This window comes from Streptomyces sp. NPDC058632 (assembly GCF_042717095.1).
GTDB lineage: Bacteria > Actinomycetota > Actinomycetes > Streptomycetales > Streptomycetaceae > Streptomyces.
Window position 1 is genome coordinate 1 of sequence record NZ_JBHXQZ010000065.1, and the last position, 24,305, is coordinate 24,305.

The 24,305-nt window shown below is 71.7% G+C and carries 17 protein-coding genes and 3 pseudogenes; 7 read left to right on the plus strand and 13 right to left on the minus strand.

Annotated elements, in window-relative coordinates:
- From ACFWVE_RS23495 to ACFWVE_RS23510, 4 genes and pseudogenes are all read right to left on the minus strand, one after another.
- Window positions 1-188, minus strand: a pseudogene (locus ACFWVE_RS23495) (IS1380 family transposase); the annotation flags it as partial.
- Window positions 189-1,595: 1,407 nt separating this feature from the next.
- Window positions 1,596-2,030, minus strand: a pseudogene (locus ACFWVE_RS23500) (DUF4158 domain-containing protein); the annotation flags it as partial.
- 65 nt (window positions 2,031-2,095) lie between these two features.
- A pseudogene (locus ACFWVE_RS23505) lies at window positions 2,096-2,527 on the minus strand (MBL fold metallo-hydrolase); the annotation flags it as partial.
- 103 nt (window positions 2,528-2,630) lie between these two features.
- Window positions 2,631-3,602 (minus strand): serine hydrolase, encoded by a 972-nt coding sequence (locus ACFWVE_RS23510; protein WP_384017216.1) that lies wholly within the window; start codon window positions 3,600-3,602, stop codon window positions 2,631-2,633.
- A 114-nt stretch (window positions 3,603-3,716) separates the two neighbouring features.
- Here ACFWVE_RS23510 and ACFWVE_RS23515 point away from each other — a divergent pair, with 114 nt between their 5' ends.
- Window positions 3,717-4,691 (plus strand): LysR family transcriptional regulator, encoded by a 975-nt coding sequence (locus tag ACFWVE_RS23515; protein ID WP_384017219.1) that lies wholly within the window; start codon window positions 3,717-3,719, stop codon window positions 4,689-4,691.
- Between the two features lie 46 nt (window positions 4,692-4,737).
- On the opposite strand, the gene ACFWVE_RS23520 is transcribed toward ACFWVE_RS23515, so the two are convergent.
- Both ACFWVE_RS23520 and ACFWVE_RS23525 read right to left on the minus strand, forming a co-directional pair.
- Entirely contained in the window at window positions 4,738-5,157 is a 420-nt protein-coding gene (locus ACFWVE_RS23520; protein ID WP_384017222.1) for a hypothetical protein, read from the minus strand.
- A 596-nt stretch (window positions 5,158-5,753) separates the two neighbouring features.
- Window positions 5,754-8,927, minus strand: coding sequence for a BTAD domain-containing putative transcriptional regulator (locus ACFWVE_RS23525; RefSeq protein WP_384017226.1), 3,174 nt, complete (start codon window positions 8,925-8,927; stop codon window positions 5,754-5,756).
- 229 nt (window positions 8,928-9,156) lie between these two features.
- Here ACFWVE_RS23525 and ACFWVE_RS23530 point away from each other — a divergent pair, with 229 nt between their 5' ends.
- Window positions 9,157-11,670: a tetratricopeptide repeat protein gene (locus tag ACFWVE_RS23530; RefSeq protein WP_384017229.1), complete on the plus strand. Its 2,514-nt coding sequence runs from the start codon at window positions 9,157-9,159 to the stop codon at window positions 11,668-11,670.
- Between the two features lie 716 nt (window positions 11,671-12,386).
- On the opposite strand, the gene ACFWVE_RS23535 is transcribed toward ACFWVE_RS23530, so the two are convergent.
- From ACFWVE_RS23535 to ACFWVE_RS23550, 4 genes are all read right to left on the minus strand, one after another.
- Window positions 12,387-13,625, minus strand: a complete 1,239-nt coding sequence (locus ACFWVE_RS23535) for a hypothetical protein (RefSeq protein WP_384017232.1) — start codon at window positions 13,623-13,625, stop codon at window positions 12,387-12,389.
- A 151-nt stretch (window positions 13,626-13,776) separates the two neighbouring features.
- Window positions 13,777-14,697: a CPBP family intramembrane glutamic endopeptidase gene (locus tag ACFWVE_RS23540; RefSeq protein ID WP_384017235.1), complete on the minus strand. Its 921-nt coding sequence runs from the start codon at window positions 14,695-14,697 to the stop codon at window positions 13,777-13,779.
- Window positions 14,698-14,849: 152 nt separating this feature from the next.
- Window positions 14,850-15,548 (minus strand): response regulator, encoded by a 699-nt coding sequence (locus ACFWVE_RS23545; protein WP_384017238.1) that lies wholly within the window; start codon window positions 15,546-15,548, stop codon window positions 14,850-14,852.
- Window positions 15,545-16,864 (minus strand): sensor histidine kinase, encoded by a 1,320-nt coding sequence (locus ACFWVE_RS23550; RefSeq protein WP_384017241.1) that lies wholly within the window; start codon window positions 16,862-16,864, stop codon window positions 15,545-15,547. Before ACFWVE_RS23550 ends, ACFWVE_RS23545 begins: the two co-directional genes overlap by 4 nt.
- Before the next feature lie 370 nt (window positions 16,865-17,234).
- Here ACFWVE_RS23550 and ACFWVE_RS23555 point away from each other — a divergent pair, with 370 nt between their 5' ends.
- Together ACFWVE_RS23555 and ACFWVE_RS23560 are read left to right on the plus strand one after the other, a co-directional pair.
- Entirely contained in the window at window positions 17,235-18,566 is a 1,332-nt protein-coding gene (locus ACFWVE_RS23555; protein WP_384017244.1) for a lipase family protein, read from the plus strand.
- 156 nt (window positions 18,567-18,722) lie between these two features.
- Window positions 18,723-19,091 carry a hypothetical protein gene (locus ACFWVE_RS23560; RefSeq protein ID WP_384017247.1) on the plus strand — a complete coding sequence of 123 codons (369 nt, stop codon included), beginning with the start codon at window positions 18,723-18,725 and terminating at the stop codon, window positions 19,089-19,091.
- A 47-nt stretch (window positions 19,092-19,138) separates the two neighbouring features.
- Here the strand turns inward: ACFWVE_RS23560 and ACFWVE_RS23565 are convergent, their stop codons facing one another.
- The gene (locus ACFWVE_RS23565) at window positions 19,139-20,281 is read right to left on the minus strand and encodes a sugar ABC transporter substrate-binding protein (protein WP_384017319.1); all 1,143 of its coding nucleotides are present in this window, start codon (window positions 20,279-20,281) and stop codon (window positions 19,139-19,141) included.
- Between the two features lie 498 nt (window positions 20,282-20,779).
- On the opposite strand from ACFWVE_RS23565, the gene ACFWVE_RS23570 reads away from it, so the two are divergent.
- Together ACFWVE_RS23570 and ACFWVE_RS23575 are read left to right on the plus strand one after the other, a co-directional pair.
- Window positions 20,780-21,730 (plus strand): hypothetical protein, encoded by a 951-nt coding sequence (locus tag ACFWVE_RS23570; protein ID WP_384017250.1) that lies wholly within the window; start codon window positions 20,780-20,782, stop codon window positions 21,728-21,730.
- A 330-nt stretch (window positions 21,731-22,060) separates the two neighbouring features.
- Window positions 22,061-22,390 (plus strand): antibiotic biosynthesis monooxygenase family protein, encoded by a 330-nt coding sequence (locus tag ACFWVE_RS23575; RefSeq protein WP_384017253.1) that lies wholly within the window; start codon window positions 22,061-22,063, stop codon window positions 22,388-22,390.
- Between the two features lie 87 nt (window positions 22,391-22,477).
- Here ACFWVE_RS23575 and ACFWVE_RS23580 read toward each other — a convergent pair whose 3' ends face one another.
- Both ACFWVE_RS23580 and ACFWVE_RS23585 read right to left on the minus strand, forming a co-directional pair.
- Window positions 22,478-22,681 (minus strand): cold-shock protein, encoded by a 204-nt coding sequence (locus ACFWVE_RS23580; protein WP_004985680.1) that lies wholly within the window; start codon window positions 22,679-22,681, stop codon window positions 22,478-22,480.
- Between the two features lie 211 nt (window positions 22,682-22,892).
- Window positions 22,893-23,327 (minus strand): MerR family transcriptional regulator, encoded by a 435-nt coding sequence (locus ACFWVE_RS23585; protein ID WP_384017257.1) that lies wholly within the window; start codon window positions 23,325-23,327, stop codon window positions 22,893-22,895.
- A 437-nt stretch (window positions 23,328-23,764) separates the two neighbouring features.
- On the opposite strand from ACFWVE_RS23585, the gene ACFWVE_RS23590 reads away from it, so the two are divergent.
- The gene (locus tag ACFWVE_RS23590) at window positions 23,765-24,136 is read left to right on the plus strand and encodes a DUF6479 family protein (RefSeq protein WP_384017260.1); all 372 of its coding nucleotides are present in this window, start codon (window positions 23,765-23,767) and stop codon (window positions 24,134-24,136) included.
- The last annotated feature ends 169 nt before the right edge of the window (window positions 24,137-24,305 follow it).

The window sequence follows — 24,305 nt, forward strand, 5'->3', positions numbered from 1 at the left end:
AGGAGTGCGAGCTGGTTGAGTGCGGTGGTGATGTGGCTGGTCCAGGGCCAGTGCCGGGCCGGGCGGAGGATCTGCCTGCGGCCGGTGGTGACGAGCTGTCCGGCCGGGGTGAAAAGACGGAGCCGCAGTCGGCGGGGCTCCCAGAGCCCGGCCTTGCCGGTCAGGGCGAACAGGGCCAGGAGGAGGCGTCGTTGGAGGACTGCGCGGTCGATGCGCTCGTACGCGGCGACCGAGGCGAACTCGTCGGTGAAGCCGGTGTCGAAGTCGGCGTTCTTGAGCACGTCCAGGAGGTCGAGCACGCCCCAGCGGCGTACGACCTCGTCCTTGAGCGCCGTCAGGCCGGTGGGCTCGTCCAGCTTCGGAACCTTGATCCACGGTTCCCCGTGCCGGGCGGTGACCTTCACCCCGCCCGCCGAACCGTCCGCGAGCGCCCCGGACAGCCGGTCGAGGGCCTCGGTCATCCGCCGCTTCAGGTCGATGATGAACGCCCCGGGGTCCGTGGGCTGGCGGATCGCCGCGTAGTGCACGGTGCGGGTGGCCTCGAAGTCTCCGGGCAGGTCGTCCTCCGGGTTGCACCACCGCCTCCCGCCCTCGACATAGATCTCCCGGCGCCGGATCGCGTCCCGCAGCGCCACCAGGACACACAGCTCGTACGGGATCCGCTCGACCTTGCCTTTGTCGTCCACGACGGCCTCATGCCAGTCCCTGCGAACGACCCCGTCCATCGGCACCACGTCGCCGGCGTCGTAGAAACGCGTCTTGCCATCGACGTCGGCGTACTTCTCCAGCAGCGCGAGCGCGTCCGTCACCGGCCGGTAGGCGGTGTTGTTGCACCTGAAGCCCAGCGTCCGCAGCAGCGGCGGCAGCATCTGCCGGTAGTAGTTGCTGTACGACGAGCGCAGCGTGGTGCGAACCTTGGCCTTGAAGACCTTCTCGTTCGCCTTCGCCTCCGCGACCAGGTCGCGCAGCGTTTTCTCCCCGACCACCGGATACAGGGCCGTACGCACGATCTCGTCCGGCTTGCCGATCGCCGCGTCCGCCAGCCGGAAGAGGATGCCCTCCTTGCCGCGGACCTTCTTCAGCTCGGCCGTGAGCTGCCTCTCCACCCGGCGCTCGGCACGGGCGTTGATCTTCTGCACCAGGGCGATCAGCAGGTCCACCAGGGCATCGGTGATCTCCGTCTGCCGGGACGAACACAGCGCCGCGAGCAGCGTGATCCGCACGTCCTCGGCGGTGTCACGGAAGTCCGAGGGGTACATCTTGATCGCCCGCGCCCGCCATGCGGCCAGCAGTTTCTCCGAGCAGTCCGCGAACAGCCCCTCTGGCAGCCCGAGTTTCCGCACGTCGTTCAGCTTGGTGATCTCCGTCAGCAGCGACTCCAGGCCGACCGCTCCCGGGTCCCGCTTGAGCAGCGCCAGCAGGGCGGCGCCGTCCTCGTTGCCGTCCGCTACCAGCTCCAGCAGCTGGGCCACCCCGACCTCACCCAGGCGCTCGATGGCCCGCGCACAGAACGCGGCCTCCCACCGGTTACGGGCCGCGACCAGTACCTTCTCGATCCGGGTCCGTCCCGGCGGCTCGATGCTCCGCGCCCGGCACTCGACCAGCAGGGCCTCCCGCTGCCGGTCCTCCACCAGCTCGACCGGACAGACCTCCTTGGCCAGCCACACCGCGAGCTGCTCTTCGTCCTCCAGCGTCGCCGGCCGGAACCCCAGAGCCTCCCGGACCTGCGCCCGGTGGTACTCGGCGGTCCGGCCCGTCAGGAAGTACTTCCCGAAGTCGGCGGCCGGGACCTTCACCAGCCCGGCCACGTACTCCACCGCGACCTGCGGGACCTCTTCCAGAAGATTCGGGAACCGACCCTCCAGCTCGAAGAACTTCAGCAGCAGACTGAAGCCGAGCCGCGTCGCCCCGGTCTTGTTGGCCACCAACTTCCAGTCGCCGTCCACCAGCGTCCAGCTCGCCAACAGCTCTTCCGGCGACCACTCCTGACGCACGCCCGCCCCTCCCCGTACCAACCTCGATCGAGTCACTCGATCGGCCCAATGAGGGGCCCGGTACCAGGGAAACGGGCTGTCTGACGACGCGAAAGCTACCCGCCGGTTACCTTGCGGCCGGTGTCTGAGCTAGGACACCGGGGCCTGGTCCGGGCGATGTGCGGCACGTCGCCGAGGTGGTCCCAGTGGGAGTGGCTGACCAGGACGAGCTCGGGGCGGCCGATGTGCGCGTCGACGACCTCCGGCAGGGTCCGCAGGCGGGTTCCCGGGTCGAAGGCGCCGTCGAAGAGGCCCGTGGAGAAGCGGGTGAGGTACGGACCGAAGAGCACGGTCCGGTCGCCGACGTCGATGCGCCAGCCTGCGGTACCGAGCCAGCGGAACGACACCGAGCCGGCGGCCGCCTTCCTGCTTTGGGTTTCGGACGCGGCGGCCGTGGCGGTCGCGGCCGGGATCAGCGGGGCGGTCGCGCCGAGCGCGGCGCCGCGCAGCACCGTACGACGGTCGAGGCCTGCGAAACGTGTTTCCCTGGTCATGGCGCCAGCAGATCAGGGCGTGAACTCCCGTGTCCAAGACCGGAATTCGGCTGGACCGATAGGCGAACACATATGCGCCCCGGTCGGGTCGGGTCGGGTCGGGTCACCGACGGTCGCCCCGGAGGAAACCGACCGCGATTTCGGCGGCCCTGCCCATCGCGGCGTCCACCGTGGGGCGGGACGCCGCCAGGTCGTGCGTCCGCGCGAAGACGGCGATCGCGTAGCACCCGCCGTCGGGGTAGCGGACGACGCCCGCCTCCATGTGCAGCCCCGGCAGGGTTCCGGTCTTGGCCGCGACCGCCACGCCGTCCGGGAAACCCGACACCAGCCGGTGCCGGAAGACCTGACGCTCCATCAGATCCTGTACGAACGCGCAGGCCTCGGACGGGCCGGCGGCGTCGGTCCAGATGAGCCGGAGCAGCCGGGTGATCTCGCGGGGAGTGCTCGCCGTGGTGTGGCGGGGATCCAGCACGGCCAGCCGCCTCTTGCGATCGTCCGGCAGGGCGGGGTAGCGGACGGCGAAGTCCCGCTCGTCGCGCGCCCCGACCTCCGCGAGCATCGACTCCAGCAGGTCTCGCGGTCCGCCCACGATCCTGGTCCGCTCCAGGCCGAGTTCCGCCGCGAGCAGCCGTACGGTGTCCAGGCCCACGCGGCTCAGCAGCAGGTCGGCCGCCGAGTTGTCGCTGACCGACATCGCGAAGTGGGCGAGGTCGCGCAGTGACAGTTCGACGTCGTCCAGGCAGCCGGCGGTTCCCCAGCCGCCGAGCCGGTCGGCCGCGGTCACCCGTACCCGCTCCCGCGGGTCCAGCTGGCCGGCGACGGCCTGCCGGGCGAACTCCAGCACCAGCAGCACCTTGAAGATCGAGGCGATCACGACGGGGTCGTCGGCGCCGACGCCGACCTCGCACCCACCCGACTCCGCACCGGCCCCCGCGCCGGCGGCCTCCGCACCCGCGTGCACCGGGATCCCGTGCACCGGGATCCCGTGCACCTGCCCTTCGGCCCGCGCCTCGGCGAAGACCTGCCGGATCCGGACATCAGTGCGGGCAGGGACACGGGAATGGTCGTCGGTCACTGCTTCCCCCCGGCCATCGGCCTGCTCCGGCGCGGCCTTCCCGTACGGCCCTGCGTGCGGCCCTTGCGTGCCGTCTTCGCGTGCGGCTTTCACCTGCCGCCTTCGCGTAGGGTCATGACCGTGGATCTCTTGCGCCACTTGCGTCTTTTCATCACCGTAGCCGACGAGTTGCACTTCAGCCGGGCCGCCGAGCGGCTGGGCATGGCGCAGCCGCCGCTCAGTCAGGCGATCCGCAGGCTGGAGAAGGAACTCGGTGCGGAGCTGTTCGACCGCTCGCACCGCGGCGTCCGGCTGAGCGCCGCAGGGGCGGCGTTGCTGGACGAGGCCCATGAACTCCTCGCCCGGGAGAAGAGGTTGCGCACGCTGGCCCGCCGCGCCGCCGACGGCGGCCTCGGCACGCTGCGCGCGGGCGTACCGCCGGACACCACGGCGGCCGTGCTGTCCGCCCTGCTCGCCGTCTGTGCGGACCACGCTCCCGGGCTGTCCGTGGACCTTCAGGAGGTCACCACCGAGGAGCAGGTGCGGCTGCTCTCCTCCGGCGGACTGGACGTCGGACTCGTGCACCATCCGGTCGACGCGACCGAGCTGCGGCTCGGACCCGAGGTCTCGCTGGACCTGGGTGCCGTCCTGCCGCGTACGTCACCGCTGGCCCGGCTGCCGGAAGTGGCACTCGGCGAGCTCTCCGGACACGACCTGGTCCTCTTCCCCCGGGCGCAGGCGCCCGGCTGGTACGACCGGATCCTCGAGGTGTGCCGCGCGGAGGGCTTCGTACCCGGCCGGATCCGGCACGCGTCGAACCCCGAGTTCCTGCTCGCGCTGGTGACGGCGGGGCACGGTGTCGCCTTCGACCAGGGCCCGGTGGCCCGCAAGGAACCCCGCGTCGCCTGGCGGCCCCTGGCCGACCGCCCCCTCACCCAGCGCATCGGCGGCGCCTGGCCCACCGGCCGCGGAGCGCACCCGGCCGCCGGCCGCTTCGCCGACCTCGCGGCCGACATCCTGGCCCGCAACCACACCGCGACCGCGTACCGCTCCCCTGCCCCACGGCCGCCGGACGACTACCCGCGGCCTTGGTCGGTGGTGTACGGCTGACCGTCCGGCACGTCCGCACGCACGTCCGCGCGAGGCCGTCGGCCGGTCAGGCTCGGGACCCGCCCGGCCCGTTGAAGGTGATCCCCGAGAAGTCGCGTCCCTGCAGCACCGGGCCGTTCACCGTGCCGCCACTGATGGTGTTGGTCGTCCTGCCGTCCCCCGTCCGCAGGGCTTGCGCCTGCTGGTGCCATTGCGTCAACGAGCCTCGGAAGGCGGGGTCGTGTTCCGCGCGGAGCGCGAGGGCGTCCCGCAGTGAGCGAGCCCGTTCGGGGTCCTGCGGCTCCCGGGTGAACAAGGCGAGCTCGGCCTCACCCGTCACCGTGGGTACGGCGTCGCCCTCTTCGGCTTCGTCGGCCCCACGCCCTCTTCCCACCAGGTCCGTCAACCCCGTCCACAGCTGCCTTCCCGCCTCACCGGCCGCTCCGGTCGCGAGGGCGACCAGCAGTCCCACGGAGATCGGATCCACGGCGACCTCAACCCCTTCCACTCCCAGGCGACATGGGAAGCAGTCAAAGCGCCGTCCTTCCCGGCGCACAAGCACAATTCCGGCAATGTCCTGAAGACCCGTCCCGCCGCGGACGTGTCTGCGGGGGTGCGGGCGGGACGCCCCCGAGGCGGCGGTGCCGGCCCGCGGGTTCACGGACCGGCACCGCCGCCCAGCGGTCAGCCGGCCATCACGGGACCCGCCGTGTCCCTCAGCACGACGTACCCCATACACACATAGGTGGTTGCGAGAGCAATGTACGGGCGAAACGCGATGCGCTTGCGCCTACGGGGTCCGCCGGTGCGGTTTTCATCTTGCGTGCGCAACACTTACTCTTTGCTCCTTGAGCCTGAAGTTCCTGGAGTGAGAGTGCCCCCGTCACACCCTCTTGTGCGACGGTTCCGCAGCCGCGCGACCCCTGGTCGGCGTCACTGTCGTCACCGCGTTGCACAGTAATAGCCGGATTCCCCTTCTCACGCAATTCGGCTCACGGCCGCGGCACCTGGGACATCGGTTACGCCGGGCGCAGCAAGTCGCACCGAGGTATCGCGCCGCCGCGCAACCGCGACGGCGGCGGACTACGCTTCGCGGGCGCCGAGCCGGTGGCACGCCTGCCCCAGCGCCCGCGACGCACGCTCCTCCTCGGCACGGGCGCCGATGCCTCGGCTGACCGACAGGCTGTCCTCCAGGTGGCCGACGGCCCGCGCCAGGTCGCCCAGGTCCTGCTCCGCCAGCGCCAGGTCGTAGAGGATGTCGGCTTCTTCACGTGCGGCTTGCGCTCGGCGCGCCAACGCGAGAGCGGCGACATGCGCGGGCAGGGCCCGCTCGGGGCGACCGGCCGCGCGATGGGCCGCACCCGTTCCGCTGAGCGCGATCGCCTCTCCCCGCAGGTCTCCTATGCTCCGCAGCACCCGCAGAGCGCTTTCGTAGAGCGTGAGGGCCTCTTCCGCGAGGGCGGGAGATCTCCTTTCCTCCCCGAGAATGGTCAGAACGCTCGCCAGGTTCATGTGGAGCGTGGCGTGATCCCCCTTGCTCCCCATCCCCACAGCCACACCGATCGCTTCTCGGTAGGTCCTCTCCGCGGCTTCGGGATCGCCCGTCCTTTGCTGCAGTTCTCCTATGTTGTTCAGTGTGCGATATCTTCCCCGGTCGTCTCCGATGCCGGTGAAACCGGAAAGGGCGGACCGGAACGATTCCATCGCTTCCCGATTCTGCCCCATGTGGAGTTCGGTAATACCCAACAGATTATGACTGCGCGCCACATGTAAAAGGTTTCCCGTTTTCAAGTGAAAAGGAAGAGTCTTCTTCAACAGGGACTGCGCCAGCTCGTACTGCCCTGTCTGCCACAACGGCATCGCCAGCTGACGCACGCACTCACCCTCGAGTTCGAAGTCCCGGAGGGCGCGTGCCACGTCCAGCGCCTCGCGGGCTGCCGCCAGGCCTTCCCCGAACCGGCCGCTGTGCGTGTGCACGACGCCGAGGTCGAGCAGGGCCCGCGCCCGCGCCGGCTCGTCGCCGACCGCCCTCCAGTGCGTGACGGCCCGGCGCAGCAGCGGTTCGGCCAGGGAGAGGTGTCCCTCCATGTCGAGAAAACCTGCCAACACATGGACTGTTTTGGCCAGTTGACGTTCCGAACCATGATGGCGCGTCCAGTCCAACGCATCCAGCAGATTGGCGCTCTCGGTGATCAGCCATTGCTCGGCCGCGTGGGGGGCGGATATCTCCGGTCCCCGCGTGACAGAAACACCGGTGGTGTCCACGTCGATGCGGGAACGGTACGGATAGGCCAGTCGGTCGGCACGGTCCGCGACGCGCACATAGTGATCCACCAGAGCACGTACCGCCTCCCGGGAGTCCTCCTCCGTATCCACGTCCGAATCCGCGTCCGAATCCACGTCCGATTCGGTCCCGGACAGTGATCGCGTGAACACCCGCAGAAGATCATGCATGGTGAAACGGTGCGGGGAGGGCTCGGAAATGAGGTGGTGGGCGAGGAGTTCCTCCAGGATGCGCTCGGCCACGTCGACGGTGAGACCGGTCAGCACCGCCACCGCGTCCGGCCCGAACTCCGCCCCGAAGTGCAGGCCGGCCCTGCGGAAGACCAGCCGCTGCAAGGAGTCCAACGAGCGGTACGACAGCGCGAACACGTGCGTGATCGACCGTTCACCGTCACGGATCTCGGACAGCCGTCCGTCCCCGCTGCCACCGGTCAGCTGTCCGAGGAGGTCGGATGTGCTCCATGAAGGACGGGCGAGGAGGCGGCTCGCGGCGATCTCGATGGCCAGGGGTAATCGGCCACAGATACGGACGATCTCCTCGATGTCGGACGTCCGGGTGTCGCGTCGCTCGCCGAGCCGCTGTTCGAAGAGGGCGACCGCGTCGCCGTGCGGCAGCACGTCCAGGGACACCGGTCGTACGCCCGGAAGCCCCGGGAGACGGTGCCGGCTGGTCACGACGACCACCGTCGGGGACGCCCCGGGAAGCAGCGGCCGCACCTGCGCGGCACCGGCCGCATCGTCCAGGATCACCATCATGCGGCGGTCCCGCACCCTGGTGCGCCAGAGCGCGACCAGTTCGTCGAGGCCCTGCGGGAGTTCCTTGGCGTCCATGCCGATCAGGCGCAGCAGTTCGGCCAGGGCACGCTCGGGAGCCAGTGCCGACCGGTCCACGGCATGTCCGCCGAGGTTCAGGAAGAGGCACCCGTCCGGAAAGCGGTCTCGCAGTGCGTGCGCCGCGTGGACGGCGAGCGCCGTCTTGCCCACGCCCCCCATGCCGTCGATCGCCTCGACGGTGACGACCACGCCCGGTGTACCGCTTCCCTCCAGGAGGGCGGAGGTGAGCCGCCGCAGCTCGTCGCGCCGCCCGACCCACGGAACGTCACGCGGCAGATTGTCCGGTGTGGGGGCGATGGCAGGGGTGGGGACCGCGGGCGCGGCAGGAGGACGGTCGTCCGGCCGGGGCGGGATGTGCCTGCCGGTTCCGGTGTGCTCCAGCAGTGCCGCCGCCGGGGCCCCGGCCAGAATTCCCTGCTGGACCCGGTGCAGCCGGCGGCCCGCGTCGATGCCGATGTCGCGGATGACCCGCTGCCGTGTCCGCTGCAGCAGCCTCGTCGCCTCGGCCGTGCGGCTGCTGCCGTGCAGCGCGAGCGCCAGCTGCTCGACCAGCGCCTCGTCGACCGGGTGCTCCCCGGCCAGGGGCAGCAGTACCTGCACCGCCTCGGTGAACCTGCCTGCCCCGGCGAGTATCCCGGCACGGTTCTTGGCCGCGGCCAGACTCTTCTCCCCGAGGGCGGCCCGCAGCTGTCCGGCCCAGGGAGTCGCGATCCCGGCGAGAGGTTCCCCGCGCCAGAGCTCGTCCGCCCGGTCGAGGAGGCGCAGGGCCGCCTCCTGGTCACCGGCAGCGGTCAGGGAACGGGCCTGGTCGACGCAGCTCGTGTAGCGGCGCAGGTCCACACACCCCGGATCGATGTTCAGGACGTAGGAGTTGGTACGGCTGGCGATCGCGGGAGCGTCCGTACCCGCGATCCGCAGGGCCCTGCGGATGCGCGACACATGGGCGTGCAGGGCTTCCCTGGCCTTGACCGGCGGATTCTCGTCCCAGATCCGGCGGATCAGGGTATCCACGCCCACGGTGCGGCCGGCGTCCCAGGCGAGGACGGCCAGGGCGAGGCGGGTCTTGGTGGAACCGAGATCACTGCTTCGGCCGGCGGCCCGCACTTCGACCGGTCCCGAGAGTCGAATCGAGATCTCCACCAGCGTCCTCCCGCCGGTACCGCCTCCCCCTGCCGGACTTCAAGGGTGTCATGACCTCACCAAAAGAGACCGCCTGGTGCCCTTTTAAGTCCAGAATTGAATGATTGCTCAGGGACCTTGTTCCGTTACTCCCCGGAGTGGGGAGGGGTTCTTCAGTACACCGCGGCGGGCAGCACCGCCGTGCATACGCCGAAAAGGCGCTCATCCGGCGGCGGAAGGAGCCACCTACGTGCCAGCCCCCCAGTACGACAGAGCGGCGGCGCTGTCGTCGGCCATGGCCGCGTGCGCGGCCGACCGGGAGTCACCGGCATGGCGCGAACTGACCCACGCCGTACGAGCCGCGGTCCGGGCGGATCGAGCGAGGGGCCGGACCGCGGCTCCGGCATCGGACCAGACCGTGGCCCTGCTCTGGTCCCTGGTGGCGCCGCCGGGCGCGGAGCCGGGCGCGGCTCCCACGGCGCTGCAGCGACTGGCCGCACGACTGGACGACCTGGCCTCGCGCGATCCCGACACCGAAAGGGCTCTGACGGACTGGTTACGACGCCACCCTCCCGCCCCGGCCGACTCCGGTCCCACCAACGTCATCGGCGGGACGGCCGTACTGCACGGCCCGAGCGTGCAGGCCCGGGACATCCACGGCGGTGTCCACATCCACCAGACTCCCGGACCCGCCGCCGCCGCCCGTCAACCGCTGCCCGTCCCACGGCAGCTGCCTCCGTCGAACAGACACTTCCTGGACCGCGAGGACGACAGGCGTGCCCTGGACGACCTGCTGGCCCGGCGTTCCCCGCATGCCTCCCCCCTCGTGGTGGTCAGCGGATTCGCCGGTGTCGGGAAGACCGCCCTCGTCTCGCGCTGGCTGCACCAGCACGAGAGCCGTTTCCCCGACGGCCACCTGTACGCCGACCTGGGTGGGCACGCTGCCGACGGGGAATCCGGTCCCGCCGCGCCCGCCACCGTCCTGGAGGGGTTCCTCTTCGCACTCGGAGCCCGCTCGATCCCTGCCCCCACCGCACAGAGGTCGGCGCTGTGGCGTTCGGTGACCTCCGGACTGAGGCTGGCCGTCTTCCTGGACAACGCCTTCACGGCGGCCCAAGTACGCCCTCTCCTGCTCGGTTCATCCACCGGGCTCACCGTGGTGACCGCCAGAAGCCACCTCACCGGACTGCGCGTCGACGGCGCGGCCGTACACCACCTGGACGCCCTCCCACCGGAGTCGGCCGTCGAACTCCTCGCCCTCGGCGGTGGCCGGCGCGTCGCGCACGAGCCCGCCGCCGCGCGCGAAGTGGTGGCGCTGTGCGGCCGGTTGCCGCTCGCCGTCGCCCTGGCCTCCGCCCAACTCGCCGTCCGCCCCCACCGTTCCGTGTCCGCCCTCGCCGAGAGCCTGGCCCGGGGCGGGGGACCACTCGACGCGCTGCACATCGAGGGGGAACCTGTGATGCGTACGGCACTGGACACCTCGTACGACCTGCTGCCCGACGACGGCGCGACGCTCTACCGGCGGATGGGGCTGCTGCCCACGGACCGCTACGACCACTTCATGCTGTCCGCGGTCGCCGACGACGCGATCGCCGCCGGCGCGGACGCTTCCACCGGCGTGGCCGTCGACCTGGCCGTCGACGCCCTCGTGGAGGCGAGCCTCCTGGAGGAGACCGGTCCGGGAACGTACCGCTTCCACGACCTGGTCCGCCCGCACGCCCGTCGCCTCGGCGAGGAGGAAGAGGCGAAGGAGGGGAACGCCGGGCGGCGTGGGCGCACGCTGCGCCGGTTCGTGGACTGGTGCCTCGCCACCGCGACCGTCGCGGAGGGCATGCTCACCCCCAGCCACCGCATGGCGCATCCGGACGGCGCCCCCGCCGCCGAGCCGGCCGTCGCCCCTACTCCGCTCGCCGGCCCGGAGGAAGCCCTGGTCTGGCTCGACACGCATCGAGGCAGTCTGATGGGCGCCGTACGGCACTGCGCCCGAGTGGGGTGGGACACCTCCTGCTGGCAGTTGACGGACCGGGCATGGCCGCTCTTCCTGCGGCTGCGCCCCTCCGAGATGTGGATCGAGGCGCACCGCCTCGGCCTCGACGCGGCACGCCGGAGCGGCTCCAGGCAGGGTGAGGGCCGCATGCTGACCTCCGGCGCGATCGGCCTGCGCGACGCCGGGCAGTACGACGAAGCGGCCGCCTGGTACCGGCGGGCTCTCGATCACGCCACCGCGGACGGTGACGTACGGCAACAGGCCCAGGCCGTCAACGGGCTCGGGCACATCGGCCTGCTGACCGGGCGTCTGGACGAGGCGCACGCGCACTTCGAACACGCCCTGCGGCTGCGGGAGTCGATCGGTTACCGGCGGGGAGTCGCGCTCTCCCGCATGCGTCTCGGTGAAACCGCCCTGGCGGGCAACGCCTTCGGTGCGGCGGCCGGGCACCTGCGACAGGCGTACACCGAGCTGGAGTCGCTGGCGGAGGACTACGAGGCGACTCGTGCACTGGCGCTCCTCGGCCATGTCCTGGTCGAGGACCACGACCAGGACGAAGGCACCCGGCGGCTGCGCGAGGCGCTGGCGAGGTTCCGTGAGGGCGGTACCCGGTCCCGGCACTGGGAGGGGCGCTCCCTGGAATGGCTCGGCCGGGCCGCGGAGTCCCGGGGCGACACGGAGGAAGCCGGCCTCTGTTACGAGGCCGCCCGCGACCTCTTCCAGCGGGTGAACCCCGTCGACGCCGAACGCGTCGAGGCCCGGCTGCGGCACCTGTGACCGTGCCGCAGCCGGTGCGTTCCGCCCGGACGGTCAAGGGACCCCGTACGGCCGCACGGAGCGCAGGGCCCGCAGCGACCCTCCCGCCGCGGACCAGGCGTGCACGGCCGACGCGGCGACATGCGGCGGAGCGCGAAAACAGCCCACCGCCGACGCCGGAGCCCCCTCTGCTCCCGCTCCCCCTCCTGCCTCTGCTCCTGCTCCTGCTCCTGCTCCTGCTCCTGCTCCCTGCCGCGCGTACCCCACACCGCCGGCCGCGTCCCGTACGCCGATCACACAGCCCCCGTCGCCGTCGGGCACGGCAGCGACGAGGCACCCCGGATGACGGATGAGCAGGTGGCTCACGCGGTGGCGGGCCGCCGCCACCGGCAGCGGCGTCGGGCTCACGAGCACATCGGCGCACTCCGCCAGGCCCGCCGCGCACGGAGCGTCGGGGTCGGCCCGCAGGTGCACGTCGCACGCCGCACCCCGGCCCGGCAGATACGGATACGCGTGCGGGCCCGGGAACCGGTGGTCCGACACCACGGGGACCAGGAGATCGAGACGGACCAGGGCCGGTACCCGTCCCGAGGCCGACGGCCGCCAGGAGACGGACGCGAGGACGGAGACCGGAAGCAGCCGGGCGTCCGGACGCGGTCCGGCACAAGTCCGTGCCGGTCCCAGACGCACGGTCGCCCACACGGGCTGCGGAGCCTCTCCCGTTTCGGTTTCCACCGCTACGCCACCCCCACGTCGGCGGCGGCCCACTGCTCCAGCGGCGGTGGCAGCGGCGGCGGCGGGACCGCGGGCGGACAGGCCGGCTCGCCCAGCTCCAGCAGCCGGTAGAGGACCGAGCGCATGCGCCGGTGGAACTGGCCCGGCGCCGATGACAGGAGGGCGGCCACGTGGTCGTACTGCCCCGGACGGCGCTGTCGCGTCGCGTAGTCCAACTGGTCGGCCAGTGGATGGGCGGGGGACACCACGGGTGCGAGAGCTGCCAGCCGTGCCGCCGGGGAGTACGCGGCGATCTCCCTCCCCGGACCGGCGGTGAGCAGCAGGGTGGCCTCCGTCAGGGTGCCGTATGCGGTGAGCGAGCCGTGATCGCCGATGATCCAGTCCGCCGCGATCAGCAGTGCCTGCCAGTCCGCTTCCGGAGGCACCGTCGCGATCCCGCGGGCGCGGCAGCCGGCGAGCCAGCTGTGCACCTGCCATGTTCCGTGACCGGCGAAGACGTTCGGGTGCACCAGCAGCGCCACGCGGTAGCCGTCTCCGGGCAGTTGGCTCAGCAGCTGCGGCAGCAGAGCGTCGAGCCGGCCGAAGGTGGAGGCAGGGCCCCAGGTGGAGGTGACCACCACGAGTCGCTGCCCGGCCTCGATGCCCAGCGCCCGGCGGTACTGCTCCCGCCGGGGCATGCCGACCGTGATCCGGTCGACGCACGGGTCGCCCACCACGTGGGCGACCGGCAGGGCTTCGGGGCAGGAACGCGTCAGCTCCGCCACGTCGCGCTCATGCGCGTAGACGATCGCGGCCGGGCCCACCCGTCCGTCGTGCACGAGGTGCTGACGACTCAGCATCCCCGGTGACCGCCTCTCCCCCCGGGCCAGGGACGCGGTGTCGGTGAGCAGCTTGATGTGGCCGGCCCCGTGCGAGATGCGTACGACCGGAGTCCGCAGTTCGTGCACGCCCCGCGAACCGGCGGTCAACGCCAGGTCGAACTCGGCGTGCAGGGCCTCCTCCCAGGGCACGGTGACGATGCCGAGGCTCTGCAGGTACTGCGGGACACCGGCGCCGAAGGCGTGGGGCGCGGCGGTGAAGACCACCTGGATGCGGAGGTCGGCCGCCAGCAGGCCGAAGACCTCCCGTAGCCGCTGGCCGAACGTGACCGTGTGGACGACCACCAGAACCCGTTTGCAGTCCTGTACGGTCAGCCAGTGCCCTTGCTCGATCAGCGCTGATTTCGTGGTTCCGACAGACACAACGATCCCCCATGATTCGTCGGCTGCGCACAGCAGTCGACAGGTGGGTTCCCGTCGCGGACGGCACTTTCCTTGCAGCCACCTTGCAACACCCTTGCGGCACGCCGGCGCCGGACCACCTGTGGGTCCCTGTGCCGGCTCCGTGGCTTCGTCACGCGGCGTCGGCCGGAGCGGGGCGGAGCGGCCGGCGGGGGCGGATGCGGCCGCGGCGCCCGGCGAGGCGCAGGCAGACGACCGTGGGGACGGAACAGGCGAGGATGGCCATGATGCTCGCCTCCGGGCCGAAGTCGCCCCCGGTGAGCGCCTCGGGGCCGGTGAGCACGCCCTGGAGCAGGCCGTCCGGGGTGCCCTCGCTGCCGGAGACCGTCGTACCGAAGATGCCGGTCAGGGCGAAGTTCCAGCCGAAGTGCAGGCCGATCGGGAGCCACAGGGTGCGGGTGGCGGCGTAGACCACGCCGAGCATCAGGCCGGCCTCGACGGCGATGGCCAGGGCGCCCCACACCGTGGCCTTCTCGTTCACCAGGTGGAGACCTCCGAACAGGACCGACGAGAACGCCAACGCGACCCACGTACCCGAGACTTCCTCCACCAGGCGGAACACGACCCCGCGGAACAGCAGCTCCTCGGCGACCGCGACCCCCGCCATCGTCCCGAGCAGCGTCAGCGCCCCGCCGACGGACACCCCGCCCCGAGTGCCGTACGCGCCGCCGAACAGGACGATCAGGAGAAGCGTCGCGGTGAACAGGCCGAGCCCGGCGAGGGTGCCGGTACGAAGGGCGGTGACCGCCTCCATGGGGTCCAGTTCGGACACGGGGCGCTGTTCCAGCCGCCGTACGACCGCGGCGTAGAGCGTCAGCGCGAGCGCCGCGACGGCGGCACCGGCCGGCAGGGCCAGAACGGGACTGTTGTCGGCCGCGCCCGTCACCCCGGCACCGAGCCCCGTCACCGCCACGAACAGCACCACCAGCACGACCGGGCGCACCCACGCCGGCCGTACCCGGCCCGTCGGTGCGAACGGTGCCTGCGAGAACGGGGCCTTCAGCAACTGCGGCACACTGCGCGCGAGTGGCATGACGTTCCTCCCTGTCGCCGTCGGCGGGCCGTCGCCGCCGCGTCCGCAGGAACGCTATGAGAGGGAGACCCTCCTGATCGTCGCCCTGTGGGGGACAGTCCCGTGTAGCTCTCACGGGGGACAGCCCACGGGGGGAGGACCCCTCGACGGGGTCAGTCGAGCGGGGTGACCAGGCCCACGCGGTGGGCGAGCACGACCGCCTGGACGCGGTCGCGCAGGTCGAGCTTGGTCAGGATGCGCGAGACGTACGTCTTGACCGTCTCGCGGGAGATCACCATTCGGTCGGCGATCTCGGCGTTCGACAGCCCCTCCGCGAGGAGTTTCAGCACCTCGGTCTCGCGGGGCGCCAGGGCGGACAGTGCCTCCGCGGCGGGATCCCTGCGGGGCCGGCGGATACGGTCGGCGAACCTGCCGACGAGTTGCCGGGTGACGGCGGGCGACAGCAGCGACTCGCCGGCGGCGACCGTGCGGATGCCGGCCACCAGGTCGCGCGGGGGTGAGTCCTTGAGCAGGAAGCCGCTCGCGCCGGCCCGCAGCGCCTCGTACACGTATTCGTCCAGGTTGAACGTGGTGACCACCAGGACCTTCACCGGCTCGACGACGCCCGGACCGGCCAGCAGACGGGTCGCCTCGATGCCGTCCAGCAGGGGCATCCGGATGTCCATCACCACCACGTCCGGGCGCAGCCGCCGCGCCGCGTCCACCGTGGCCCGGCCGTCGCCCGCCTCTCCGACGACCTCGAGGTCCGGCTGTGCGGTGAAGATGGTGACGTAGCCGGTGCGGACGAGTTCCTGGTCGTCGCCGACCAGCACCCGGATCGGCGCCCCGGAAGCGGTGGGGGGAACGGTCATGTGTGGCCTCCGAAGGGGATGCGGGCGCGGACGCCGAAGCCGCCGTCCGGCCGTCTGCCCGCCTGCAGTTCGCCGCCGAACACGCTCACCCGCTCGCGCAGCCCGACCAGCCCGTGCCCGCCGCCCCGGTCGAGCCTCCTGGGGTGCGGGACCCCGGTCCCGGCAGCGGCCGGCCCGGCGGGGGCTCCCTCGGTGATCACCTCGACCTCGACCTCGTGCGGGCCGTAGCGGACCCGGACGGAGGTGCCGTGGCCCGGCGCGTGCTTGAGCGCGTTGGTCAACGCCTCCTGCACCACGCGGTACGCGGCCAGCTCCACGGCCGAGGGCATCGGCCACTTCTTGCTCCCGGGGCGCGCGGTCGGGGTGGTGACGTCCGGCGGGTGCGGGCGTTCGGTCGGCTCCGTCGGCTCCGTCAGCTCCGTCAGTTCTACGGGCTGGCCCGCCGCTCGTGTCCGTGCGACCAGGTCGGCCAGTGTGCCCGCCCCGTCGCCCGCCCCGTCGCCGGGCCCTCCGCCGGGCTCTCCTCCCGACGCCTTCAGCACACCGAGCAGGTGCTGCAGGTCGGTCAGCGCGTGACGGCCGGAGTCGCTGATGGCGCCGAGCCCGGCCGCCACGCGGTCCGGTGCGTCGGCGAGCAGGAACCCGGCGGCGTCCGCCTGCACCACCATGGCCGTGACGTGGTGGGTCACCACGTCGTGCAACTCCCGGGCGATACGTGCCCGTTCCTGTGCCGTCGCCGCCTCCGCACCGAGCCTTCGCCGCTCCGCCTCCCCCGCCTGCCACGCCCGTACCGTCCGGCCGACCGCCCAGCACGCCACCAGCGTCAGGAAGATCAGGACGAAGTCGGGCACCCTCTGCGGCGATCCCTGGCGGTGCAGCCCGAGGGCGAGGAGTACGTACAGTCCGGTCCCGGCAGTGGCGGCGAGCGCGAGGCGCGCACCGTCGGCGCGCTCGCTGTGGGCGCCCGCGCCGTACAGGGCGACGTACAGGCCCGCACTCGCCAACGTCTGTGGGCAGCCGAGCAGTTCGTATGCCGTGAACGCGCTCGCCACCAGGACGAGGCACGCCCCGGGGCGCCGCCGCCGCAGCGCCAGGGGCGCCCACATGCCCACCGTCACCAGCACGCTCAGCGCGTCGTACGGGCGGTACGCCAGGTCGCCGAACTCCGCACCGAGCGGTGCCGACACCGGCGCGCACACCACCGGGGCGAGCAGAACGACACCCGCGGCGTCCCGTGCCGTCGCACCCAGCGCACGCCATCGCGCGCCGACAACCCGTCCTCGTGCCACCAGTGATGACACCGCCGTCTCGACCACGCGCCGAGCCTAGCCCGCGCTCCGCGGCGCCCCGTGGGCGATGGACGGCATCGGACCGCCCGTCACATTACCGAACCGTAACCTTCCGACCGCTACCGCGAGTAACTTACTGATAGGTAAGTTCAATTCGAACCACTTCCGAGCGGCGTGGGAAAGCCCGTGGGACGCGTGTGCCCCACCTCGCCGCCGGACCGCCGTGCCGTCGTAGCTCCGAAGCCCCGACGCCCCACAGCTCAGCCCCCACAGCTCGGCTCGGCACAGCAGCCCCACAGCTCCCCAGCACCGCAACCGCACCTCCCTGTCCGGACCGATCACGGGACGCCCCGGCACGGAGGCCGCTTCCTGACAGCCGCTTCACAGGAGGTTCGCCATGCCCGCACGCCCGCGCCCCAGGCTTCTGGCCGCCGCCGTCACCGCCGCCGCCTGCCTCGGCGCCCAAGCCGTCGCGGCCGCCCCCGTCGCGGCGACGGACGAGGTCGTCTCCCGGGGCGTCACGATCCCCGCGTTCTACACCCCGCCCACGTCCCTGCCCGACGCCGACGGCACCCTCATCCGCAGCGAGCCCCTCCCGCTGGCCCTGAGCCTGCCCAGCCTCAAGGGCCCGCTGCCGGGGACGGCGACCCGGCTGATGTACAAGTCCACCGACTCGGGCGGGCAGCCGGTCGCCGTCACCGGCGCGTACATCGAGCCGTCCGCCGCCTGGAAGGGCACCGGACCGCGCCCCCTGGTCGCGGTGGCACCCGGCACCATGGGGCAGGGCGACCAGTGCGCCGCCTCCATGGGCCTCGAGCACCCGTTGCGGCTCAACGGGCAAACGGTGTCCGTCGGTTACGAGGATCTGGCGATCTACCGCCTCCTCGCGAAGGGCATCGCCGTGGTCGTCACCGACTACGCGGGCCTGGGCGCGACCGACCGCCTGCACACCTACGTGAACCGGGTCGACGAGGCCCACGCGGTCCTGGACGCCGTCCGGGCCGCCCGTTCGGTCCGCGGGGCGTCGATCACCGCGGGCTCCCCGGTCGGGCTCTACGGGTACAGCCAGGGCGGCGGGGCGACCGCGGCGGCCGCCGAACTCCAGTCCTCCTACGCCCCCGACGTCACCCTGTCCGGGACCTACTCCGGCGCTCCGCCCGCCGACCTGACCGCCGTCACCAAGGCCATCGACGGCAGCGAGCTGGCCGGCGCGCTGGGCTGGTCGCTGAGCGGTTTCCTCCAGTCCGACCCGTCCCTGAAGCCCATCGCCGAGGCGCACCTGAACACGGCCGGCAAGGCGGCGCTCGCCGACCTCTCGACGATGTGCGTCGGCGACGCCCTCCTCGGCTACGGATTCGCCAGGAGCACCAAGTGGACCAAGGACGGAAAGTCCCTCGGTGACATCATCGCCACCACGCCCGCGCTCCAGACCTTCCTGGACAAGCAGCTCATCGGCACGATGAAGCCGTCCGGCCCCGTCCGCCTGACCACCGGCGTCAGCGACGACCTCGTGCCGCACGGACAGGCCCGCGACCTCGCCGTCGACTGGTGCGCCAAGGGCGCCGACGTCACGTACAAGGCCGTCGTCCTCCCCAACGTCGGCAGCGCGCTGCTCAACCACTTCGCCCCGCTGCTGACCGACCAGGGCCACGCCGTCGACTGGCTGACCGACCGGCTGTCCGGCGAGCGGGCCGCGTCCAACTGCCGGACCATGCCCCTGCAGCCCTGACCCGACAGCCGGCCCTGACGTCGGATGCCCTCCCGGCTCCGGCCCGCCCGCCCCACCGGGTGGGCCGGAGCCGGCGCGGGGCCGGCGGCCGCCACGTCGAAGTGATCCGGACCCGCACCGCCCTGCCGGGCCGGGGCTCGGCTACGCTGATCGACCATGTCGCACCCTGACGACCTGCTCGTCGCCGTCGCCGCGATGGTCGAGACGGACCAGGACAGCCAGATGTCACTCACCGTGGTGACCCCCGGCGCAGTCATCACCGGACGGCTGGCCCCCGAGGCCCTGTGGCGGGAGCGCGTGGCGGAGGTGCTGCGCGACTCCGCGCGGCTCGGCCACTTCGCTGTCCCGTTCGCGGAGGCCGGCCGGGGCAAAGAGCCGTCACACCCCTCCCACCTGCACTTCCACGTCGCCCGGATCCTCCAGGGAAGCTACGGCATCCCGGACACGGGGGGCATGTACCGCGTGGCGCTCGCCGACGTGAGCGCCTGGACGGTGGGAGACATCGGGTACTCCGACCAGCAGTGAGCGGGCCGGCGCCGTCCTGCCCACGGCGCCGGCAACGCCTGCGGCTCCTACGGCGTGAGGCCGATCGACGCGCAGGCCGCCCGGTACTTCGCCGTGCAGATGTCCTCGACGTCGTAGACGCCGTCCCGGACCACCGTGTCCTCGATGGTGTCCTGCGTCAGGGCGACCACCGGCACCAGCATCGACGGGATGTCCTTCTGCGTCGGGCTGTCGACCCGTTCACCGGCCAGCGAGTCGAACTGGATGTCCCGCCCCTGGACCCTGGCCACCGCCATCTCGGCGGCACCGCCGGCCTCCAGCAGGAACGACTTGTACACCGTCATGTACTGCGTGCCCGCGACGACCCGCTGCACGGCGGCCAGCTCGGCGTCCTGCCCGGTCACCGGCGGGAGGTCGGAGACGCCCGCCTCGTCCAGGGCCTCGATGACCGCTCCGGCCATGCCGTCGTTCGCCGCGTAGACGGCGGCGATGTCGTCGGCGCCCACGGCCTTGATCGCCTTCTTCATGTTCGCCTTGGCGACCGCGGGCAGCCATTTCTCGGTGTCGTACGACTCGGCTATGTCCACGTTGCCGTTCAACTCGCTCATCGCGCCCGCCTTGAACAGCGCGGTGTTCGGGTCGGCGGGCTCACCGTTCATCATGACGATCTTGCTGTTCTCCGCCTCGCCGCCGAGCGCGTCGACGATCGCACGGCCCTGCACCTCGCCGACGAGTTCGTTGTCGTGCGACACGTACGCGTCGATCGGGCCTTCGGCGAGCCTGTCGTACGCGATGACGGGGATGCCCGCCTTCTTGGCCTTCTCCACGTCCGGTCCGATGGCCTTGGCGTCCACCGCGGCCACGAGGATCACGTCGACCTCGTCGGCGACCAGCCGGCCGAACTGCTCGCTCTGCTTGGCCGTGCTGCCCTCGGCGTTGGCGTAGACGACCCTGCCCTCCTCGCCGGTGAGGACACCGACCCGTTCCTGGACGAGGGGACGGTCGAACTTCTCGAAGCGTGCCGTGTCCTTGTCGGGGAGGAGAAGGCCCACGGTGATGTCGTTGCGGTGGGCCGACGACGCGGCGTCCCCCTCTGCGCCGGTGGTGCCGAGCGCACCGCACGCGGAGAGCGAGAGCACCGACAGGGCCGCGAGGGCGGCTGTCAGGGCGGTGGTGCCCCGACGCGCCCGGGTCGTGCGGCGTGCGGGGATGGTGCGGCCGGCGCCGCGGGTGCTGCGGGTGTGGGTGCGGGTGGTACAGGGGTTCACATCAGGTGCCTTCCAAGCGAAGTGCAGCGTGGTGACCAAGTGGTGGGCAAGCCAACGCCGCACGGCCCGGCAGCGTCAAGCCGCGCCTTTCACGGGAACAGCCATGCCGTTTCCGGGCCTTGAGCGTCTCCCGCCGGTTCCGATTTCCGGTCGTGACGGCCCAAATCGACTCCGCGCACGGCCCTCGGCCGCCTTCGACTCAAGGGATCCCGACTGAATTGCATTCAGTCGGGGCCGCATTGCGCACCGAGGGGCGCACATGCTCACGGCATTCACGCGAAGCGGGCAGAGAATGTGCGCAGGAGTGACACACGGGCTGCACACAGCGGCTCGTGGGTGTCGTTAGCGTTGTTGTCCTTGCTTCACCCGCTCTCGCCGCGCAACGCGAACGGGCCGTCCCCGGCTCGGCGGGTACCTGCCTGCCAACCGGGAAGACAGCGGATGGACTACTGCTCCACGTGTCGTCGGCATCTGAACGGCGCCCTCGTGTGCCCCGGATGCGGCGCCTACGCCCCCGACATCGCGCCGAGCGTCATCGGCGGTCGCACCGTCCCGGGCGCGGCGACCTCGACCGCACCCGCGGCGGGCTTCGGCACGACGGCCGGTACGGGAATCCGTACGAGGTCGGAGTGGGGGTCGGGAGAGGAGAAGGGCGGGCCGGCCCCGAGCGTGGACGCCCCGGACCCGGTGTCCGCCTGCGGGTCCGCGATATCCGCGCCCACGGGGCGGGCGGCGCGGCGGAGGCAGTTGACCCGTTGGAAGAAGACCCAGCGCCGTGCCCTGGTCGCCACCGCGGTGGCCTTCGTCGGCGGTGGGCTCACCCTCGCCTCGACGGACCGGGGCTCCGGCGACCGCGCCCAGGCCGCCACGGCACCCGAGGTGTCCGGCATGGGCGGCGCGTACGGGCCCGCGGACCCGTACGGCGGCCCGGCGTCCTCCGTGAGCCCGCCGGACACGCGGCGCTCCCAGGACCGGCCCCCGCAGCCGGCCCCGGACGACGACGCGCACCGGCAGTCGACCGGCACCGCGTCGGCACCCGCCACCGCGTCGGACACCCGGCCGGACGACGCCGCCGGCGCCCCCGCGACGGCCACGTCCCCGTCGCGGACCACATCCTCGTCCGACGGCTCGGGCACGCGGGCAGGCTCGGACTCCCACGGCTCCGGTACCGGTGGCGGTACCGGTACCGCTACGGCGACCCGTCCGACGACCCCACCTGCGGATTCCTCCGGCGAAGGCGAAGGCGGCAGCGACGGAAGCGGCGGCTCGGGCGACCAGGGCGGCTCACAGCCCGCCGCCCCGTCCCCCTCGACACCCGCGCCGGAGTCACCGGGTTCGACCGGTTCCGGTTCCGGCACCGAGCTCTGCCTCCTGGTGATCTGCCTCGGCTGACGGCCGCCCGCAGGCCCCTGCAGGACCGGTGGGGCCGGCTGTCCAGCCGCCCGTCAGTGACCGCCGCCGAGCTCTCCGCCGAGCTTGCCGCGTCCCGATGACGTCGAGGGCGACGGGGGAGGCGTCCCGGACGTGGGCGGAGGGATTCGCCACCACCCTGCGCGAACGAATCGAACGGCCCGGGACGGACCGGACAACAGGCCGGACGGGTGAAGAAGGAGGTGAAGAAGGAAAGGACGGACCCCGTCTCCGGCTCACCACACCCGTCCGAAACGACGGCAACGGCCGCCCCGCCCTCGTCCCGCGCCACTGCTGCGGGACAATCGGGGCATGAGCATCGTCAAGATCAACGTACTCACGGTCCCGGAAGAGCAGCGGGAAACGCTGGAAAAGCGGTTCGCCGCGCGGGCGGGCGCGGTGGAGGGTTCGGACGGATTCGAGTGGTTCGAGCTGCTCCGTCCGGTGGAAGGCACCGACACCTACCTGGTCTACACCCGCTGGCGGACCGAGGAGGACTTCCAGGCCTGGATGGCCGGCCGCGGCCGGGCCGCGCACGGCGGTGACGGCGGCGCACAGGGCGACCGTCCGAGGCCCGCGGCCACGGACGCGACACTGTGGTCGTTCGAGGTGGTCCAGCAGACCGGCCCGAAGCAGGCCTGACCACGACAACAGGACAGCACGGAGCAGGGGCCCCGCACTGATGTGCGGGGCCCCTGCTGCAATCCCTGCGTACTCGCGTACTACGGGTCAGGCGGGAACGATGTTCTCGGCCTGCGGGCCCTTCTGGCCCTGCGTGACGTCGAAGGTCACCTTCTGGCCTTCCTGGAGCTCACGGAAGCCCGAGGTGGCAATGTTCGAGTAGTGGGCGAAGACGTCGGCGCCGCCGCCGTCCTGCTCGATGAAGCCGAAGCCCTTTTCCGAGTTGAACCACTTCACGGTACCGGTGGCCATATCAAATCTCCTGAGACAGTGCTGGGAAAGCGCACTTTACGAATTCCCTCATCGTCGCGATGATCACCTGCCCGGAGAACCGGTAGCAAAATGGCAACCACAACTGCAACTGACGTCAGCCTAGCACGGAACATATCCACGGCAAGCGAGGAAAATCACTGAGGAAAAGCATGGTCAACACGTTTGAAGAAAGAGATTTCCGCGACGGACGCTATATTTCTGCTCCAGTGACGACAGATTTTCGCTGGTGCTGGCGCACGGAATGCTCACCCTGCCGGCGCAGCTTCCCGTAGTCCCGCTCGACCTGCTCCAGCCACTCCTCCAGGCCGACGATGCGGCACGCGGCGTCGGCCGGGGTCCCCCGGCCGACGAGTTCGCGCACCCTGGCGGCGAGTTTCAGCTGATGACGCGAGTAGCGACGGTGACCGCCGTCCGAGCGTATCGGAGTGATCAGCCCCGTCTCGTCCAGGCCGCGGAGGAAGGCGGGTGTCGCTCCGACCGGTTCGGCGGCCCCGCCCATGGTGCAGGCCGGGAAATGGTCGTCGTCGAACCGGTCGGCAAGGGGGAGCCGGTCATCGACCGGCTGCCGGGCGTCGGCACACGGCTGACTCTCCGAGAGCGTGCGCACCTTCCTGTGGGCCACCACGGGGGCGGGTTCCCCGCACAGAAACTCCCATGGCCTCGGCGGAAAAACTGCTGCGGCCCAGGCAGATCTCTCCACCGAACGACGCAACGGGGCCGGGCGGTGCCGGATGGCGGCCAGGCGGGCGGGACGCGGGGGCCGTACCGGGTGACGTGCCGGCCGGGCGCGGCGCCGAGGCGCGAGACCGGGCGAGCGCACGCGCGGTGCCGGTGGGCGCGGAACATACAGGTGCGGACACGGGGAGGCCCGGGCGCGGGAAGGCCGGGGTGGGCCCCGAGCTGCACACGTGGGGACGCGACGGCCCGTCCCGGCCTTCCCGCCGGTCGCAATCTGTCACAGGGCGGGGAGCCGTGCCCGTCGGGGCGGCCGAACGGGAGGACCGAACGAGACGACTGGACATTCCGGGCGCTTTATCTCATTTCCTCAGCCATAATCAGAACATGAGTACGGCAACGTATGAACTGCTGGCCGCAAGTCAGCACGTACTGAATCTGGTCGCTGCCTTCGGCGGTGGGCTGGTCGTGGCCGGCGCGCTGATCTGGGCCGTACGCGTCGGGATGAAGGTCATGGACCAGGAGGAACGCCGCCCACGCCCCGAGGAGCAGCCGTGCCTGCCGGAGACCGGCGCGGTCCACGAGATGCGGGAGATGCGGGAGCCGGACGAGATGCCGATGGTTGCGAGGGACGGCGAACGGCTCATGCCCTACCAGCTCCACCACTCCTCCACCAGAACGGGGAAGGATCAGCAACGGAAGCGCTGGCTGCCCGGGTCGAGCGGGGCCTTCGGCAGTGGGGGCCCGGGACACGTGTGACCGGCGCGCGTCACTCGATGCCGTCGTTCCAGGAGGCGCGGGCGGGAGAACGGCGGACGGACGGGGTCCCTCCTGCCCCCGGTACGGGCACCGCCGGACCGGCCGTCCGGTGGCCCGGCGTCAGGTACCGCTGCCCGGTGCCGCCGGTGAGCCGCGCGGCCCGTACCCG

Excerpts from the sequence above, each read along its gene's own strand:
- ACFWVE_RS23560 (WP_384017247.1), top strand. The coding sequence starts at position 18,723 with ATGTCGCACCCTGACGACCTGCTCGTCGCCGTCGCCGCGATGGTCGAG.
- ACFWVE_RS23590 (WP_384017260.1), top strand. The coding sequence starts at position 23,765 with ATGAGTACGGCAACGTATGAACTGCTGGCCGCAAGTCAGCACGTACTG.
- ACFWVE_RS23570 (WP_384017250.1), top strand. The coding sequence starts at position 20,780 with ATGGACTACTGCTCCACGTGTCGTCGGCATCTGAACGGCGCCCTCGTG.
- ACFWVE_RS23575 (WP_384017253.1), top strand. The coding sequence starts at position 22,061 with ATGAGCATCGTCAAGATCAACGTACTCACGGTCCCGGAAGAGCAGCGG.
- ACFWVE_RS23580 (WP_004985680.1), bottom strand. The coding sequence starts at position 22,681 with ATGGCCACCGGTACCGTGAAGTGGTTCAACTCGGAAAAGGGCTTCGGC.
- ACFWVE_RS23515 (WP_384017219.1), top strand. The coding sequence starts at position 3,717 with ATGACCGTGGATCTCTTGCGCCACTTGCGTCTTTTCATCACCGTAGCC.
- ACFWVE_RS23555 (WP_384017244.1), top strand. The coding sequence starts at position 17,235 with ATGCCCGCACGCCCGCGCCCCAGGCTTCTGGCCGCCGCCGTCACCGCC.
- ACFWVE_RS23545 (WP_384017238.1), bottom strand. The coding sequence starts at position 15,548 with ATGACCGTTCCCCCCACCGCTTCCGGGGCGCCGATCCGGGTGCTGGTC.
- ACFWVE_RS23540 (WP_384017235.1), bottom strand. The coding sequence starts at position 14,697 with ATGCCACTCGCGCGCAGTGTGCCGCAGTTGCTGAAGGCCCCGTTCTCG.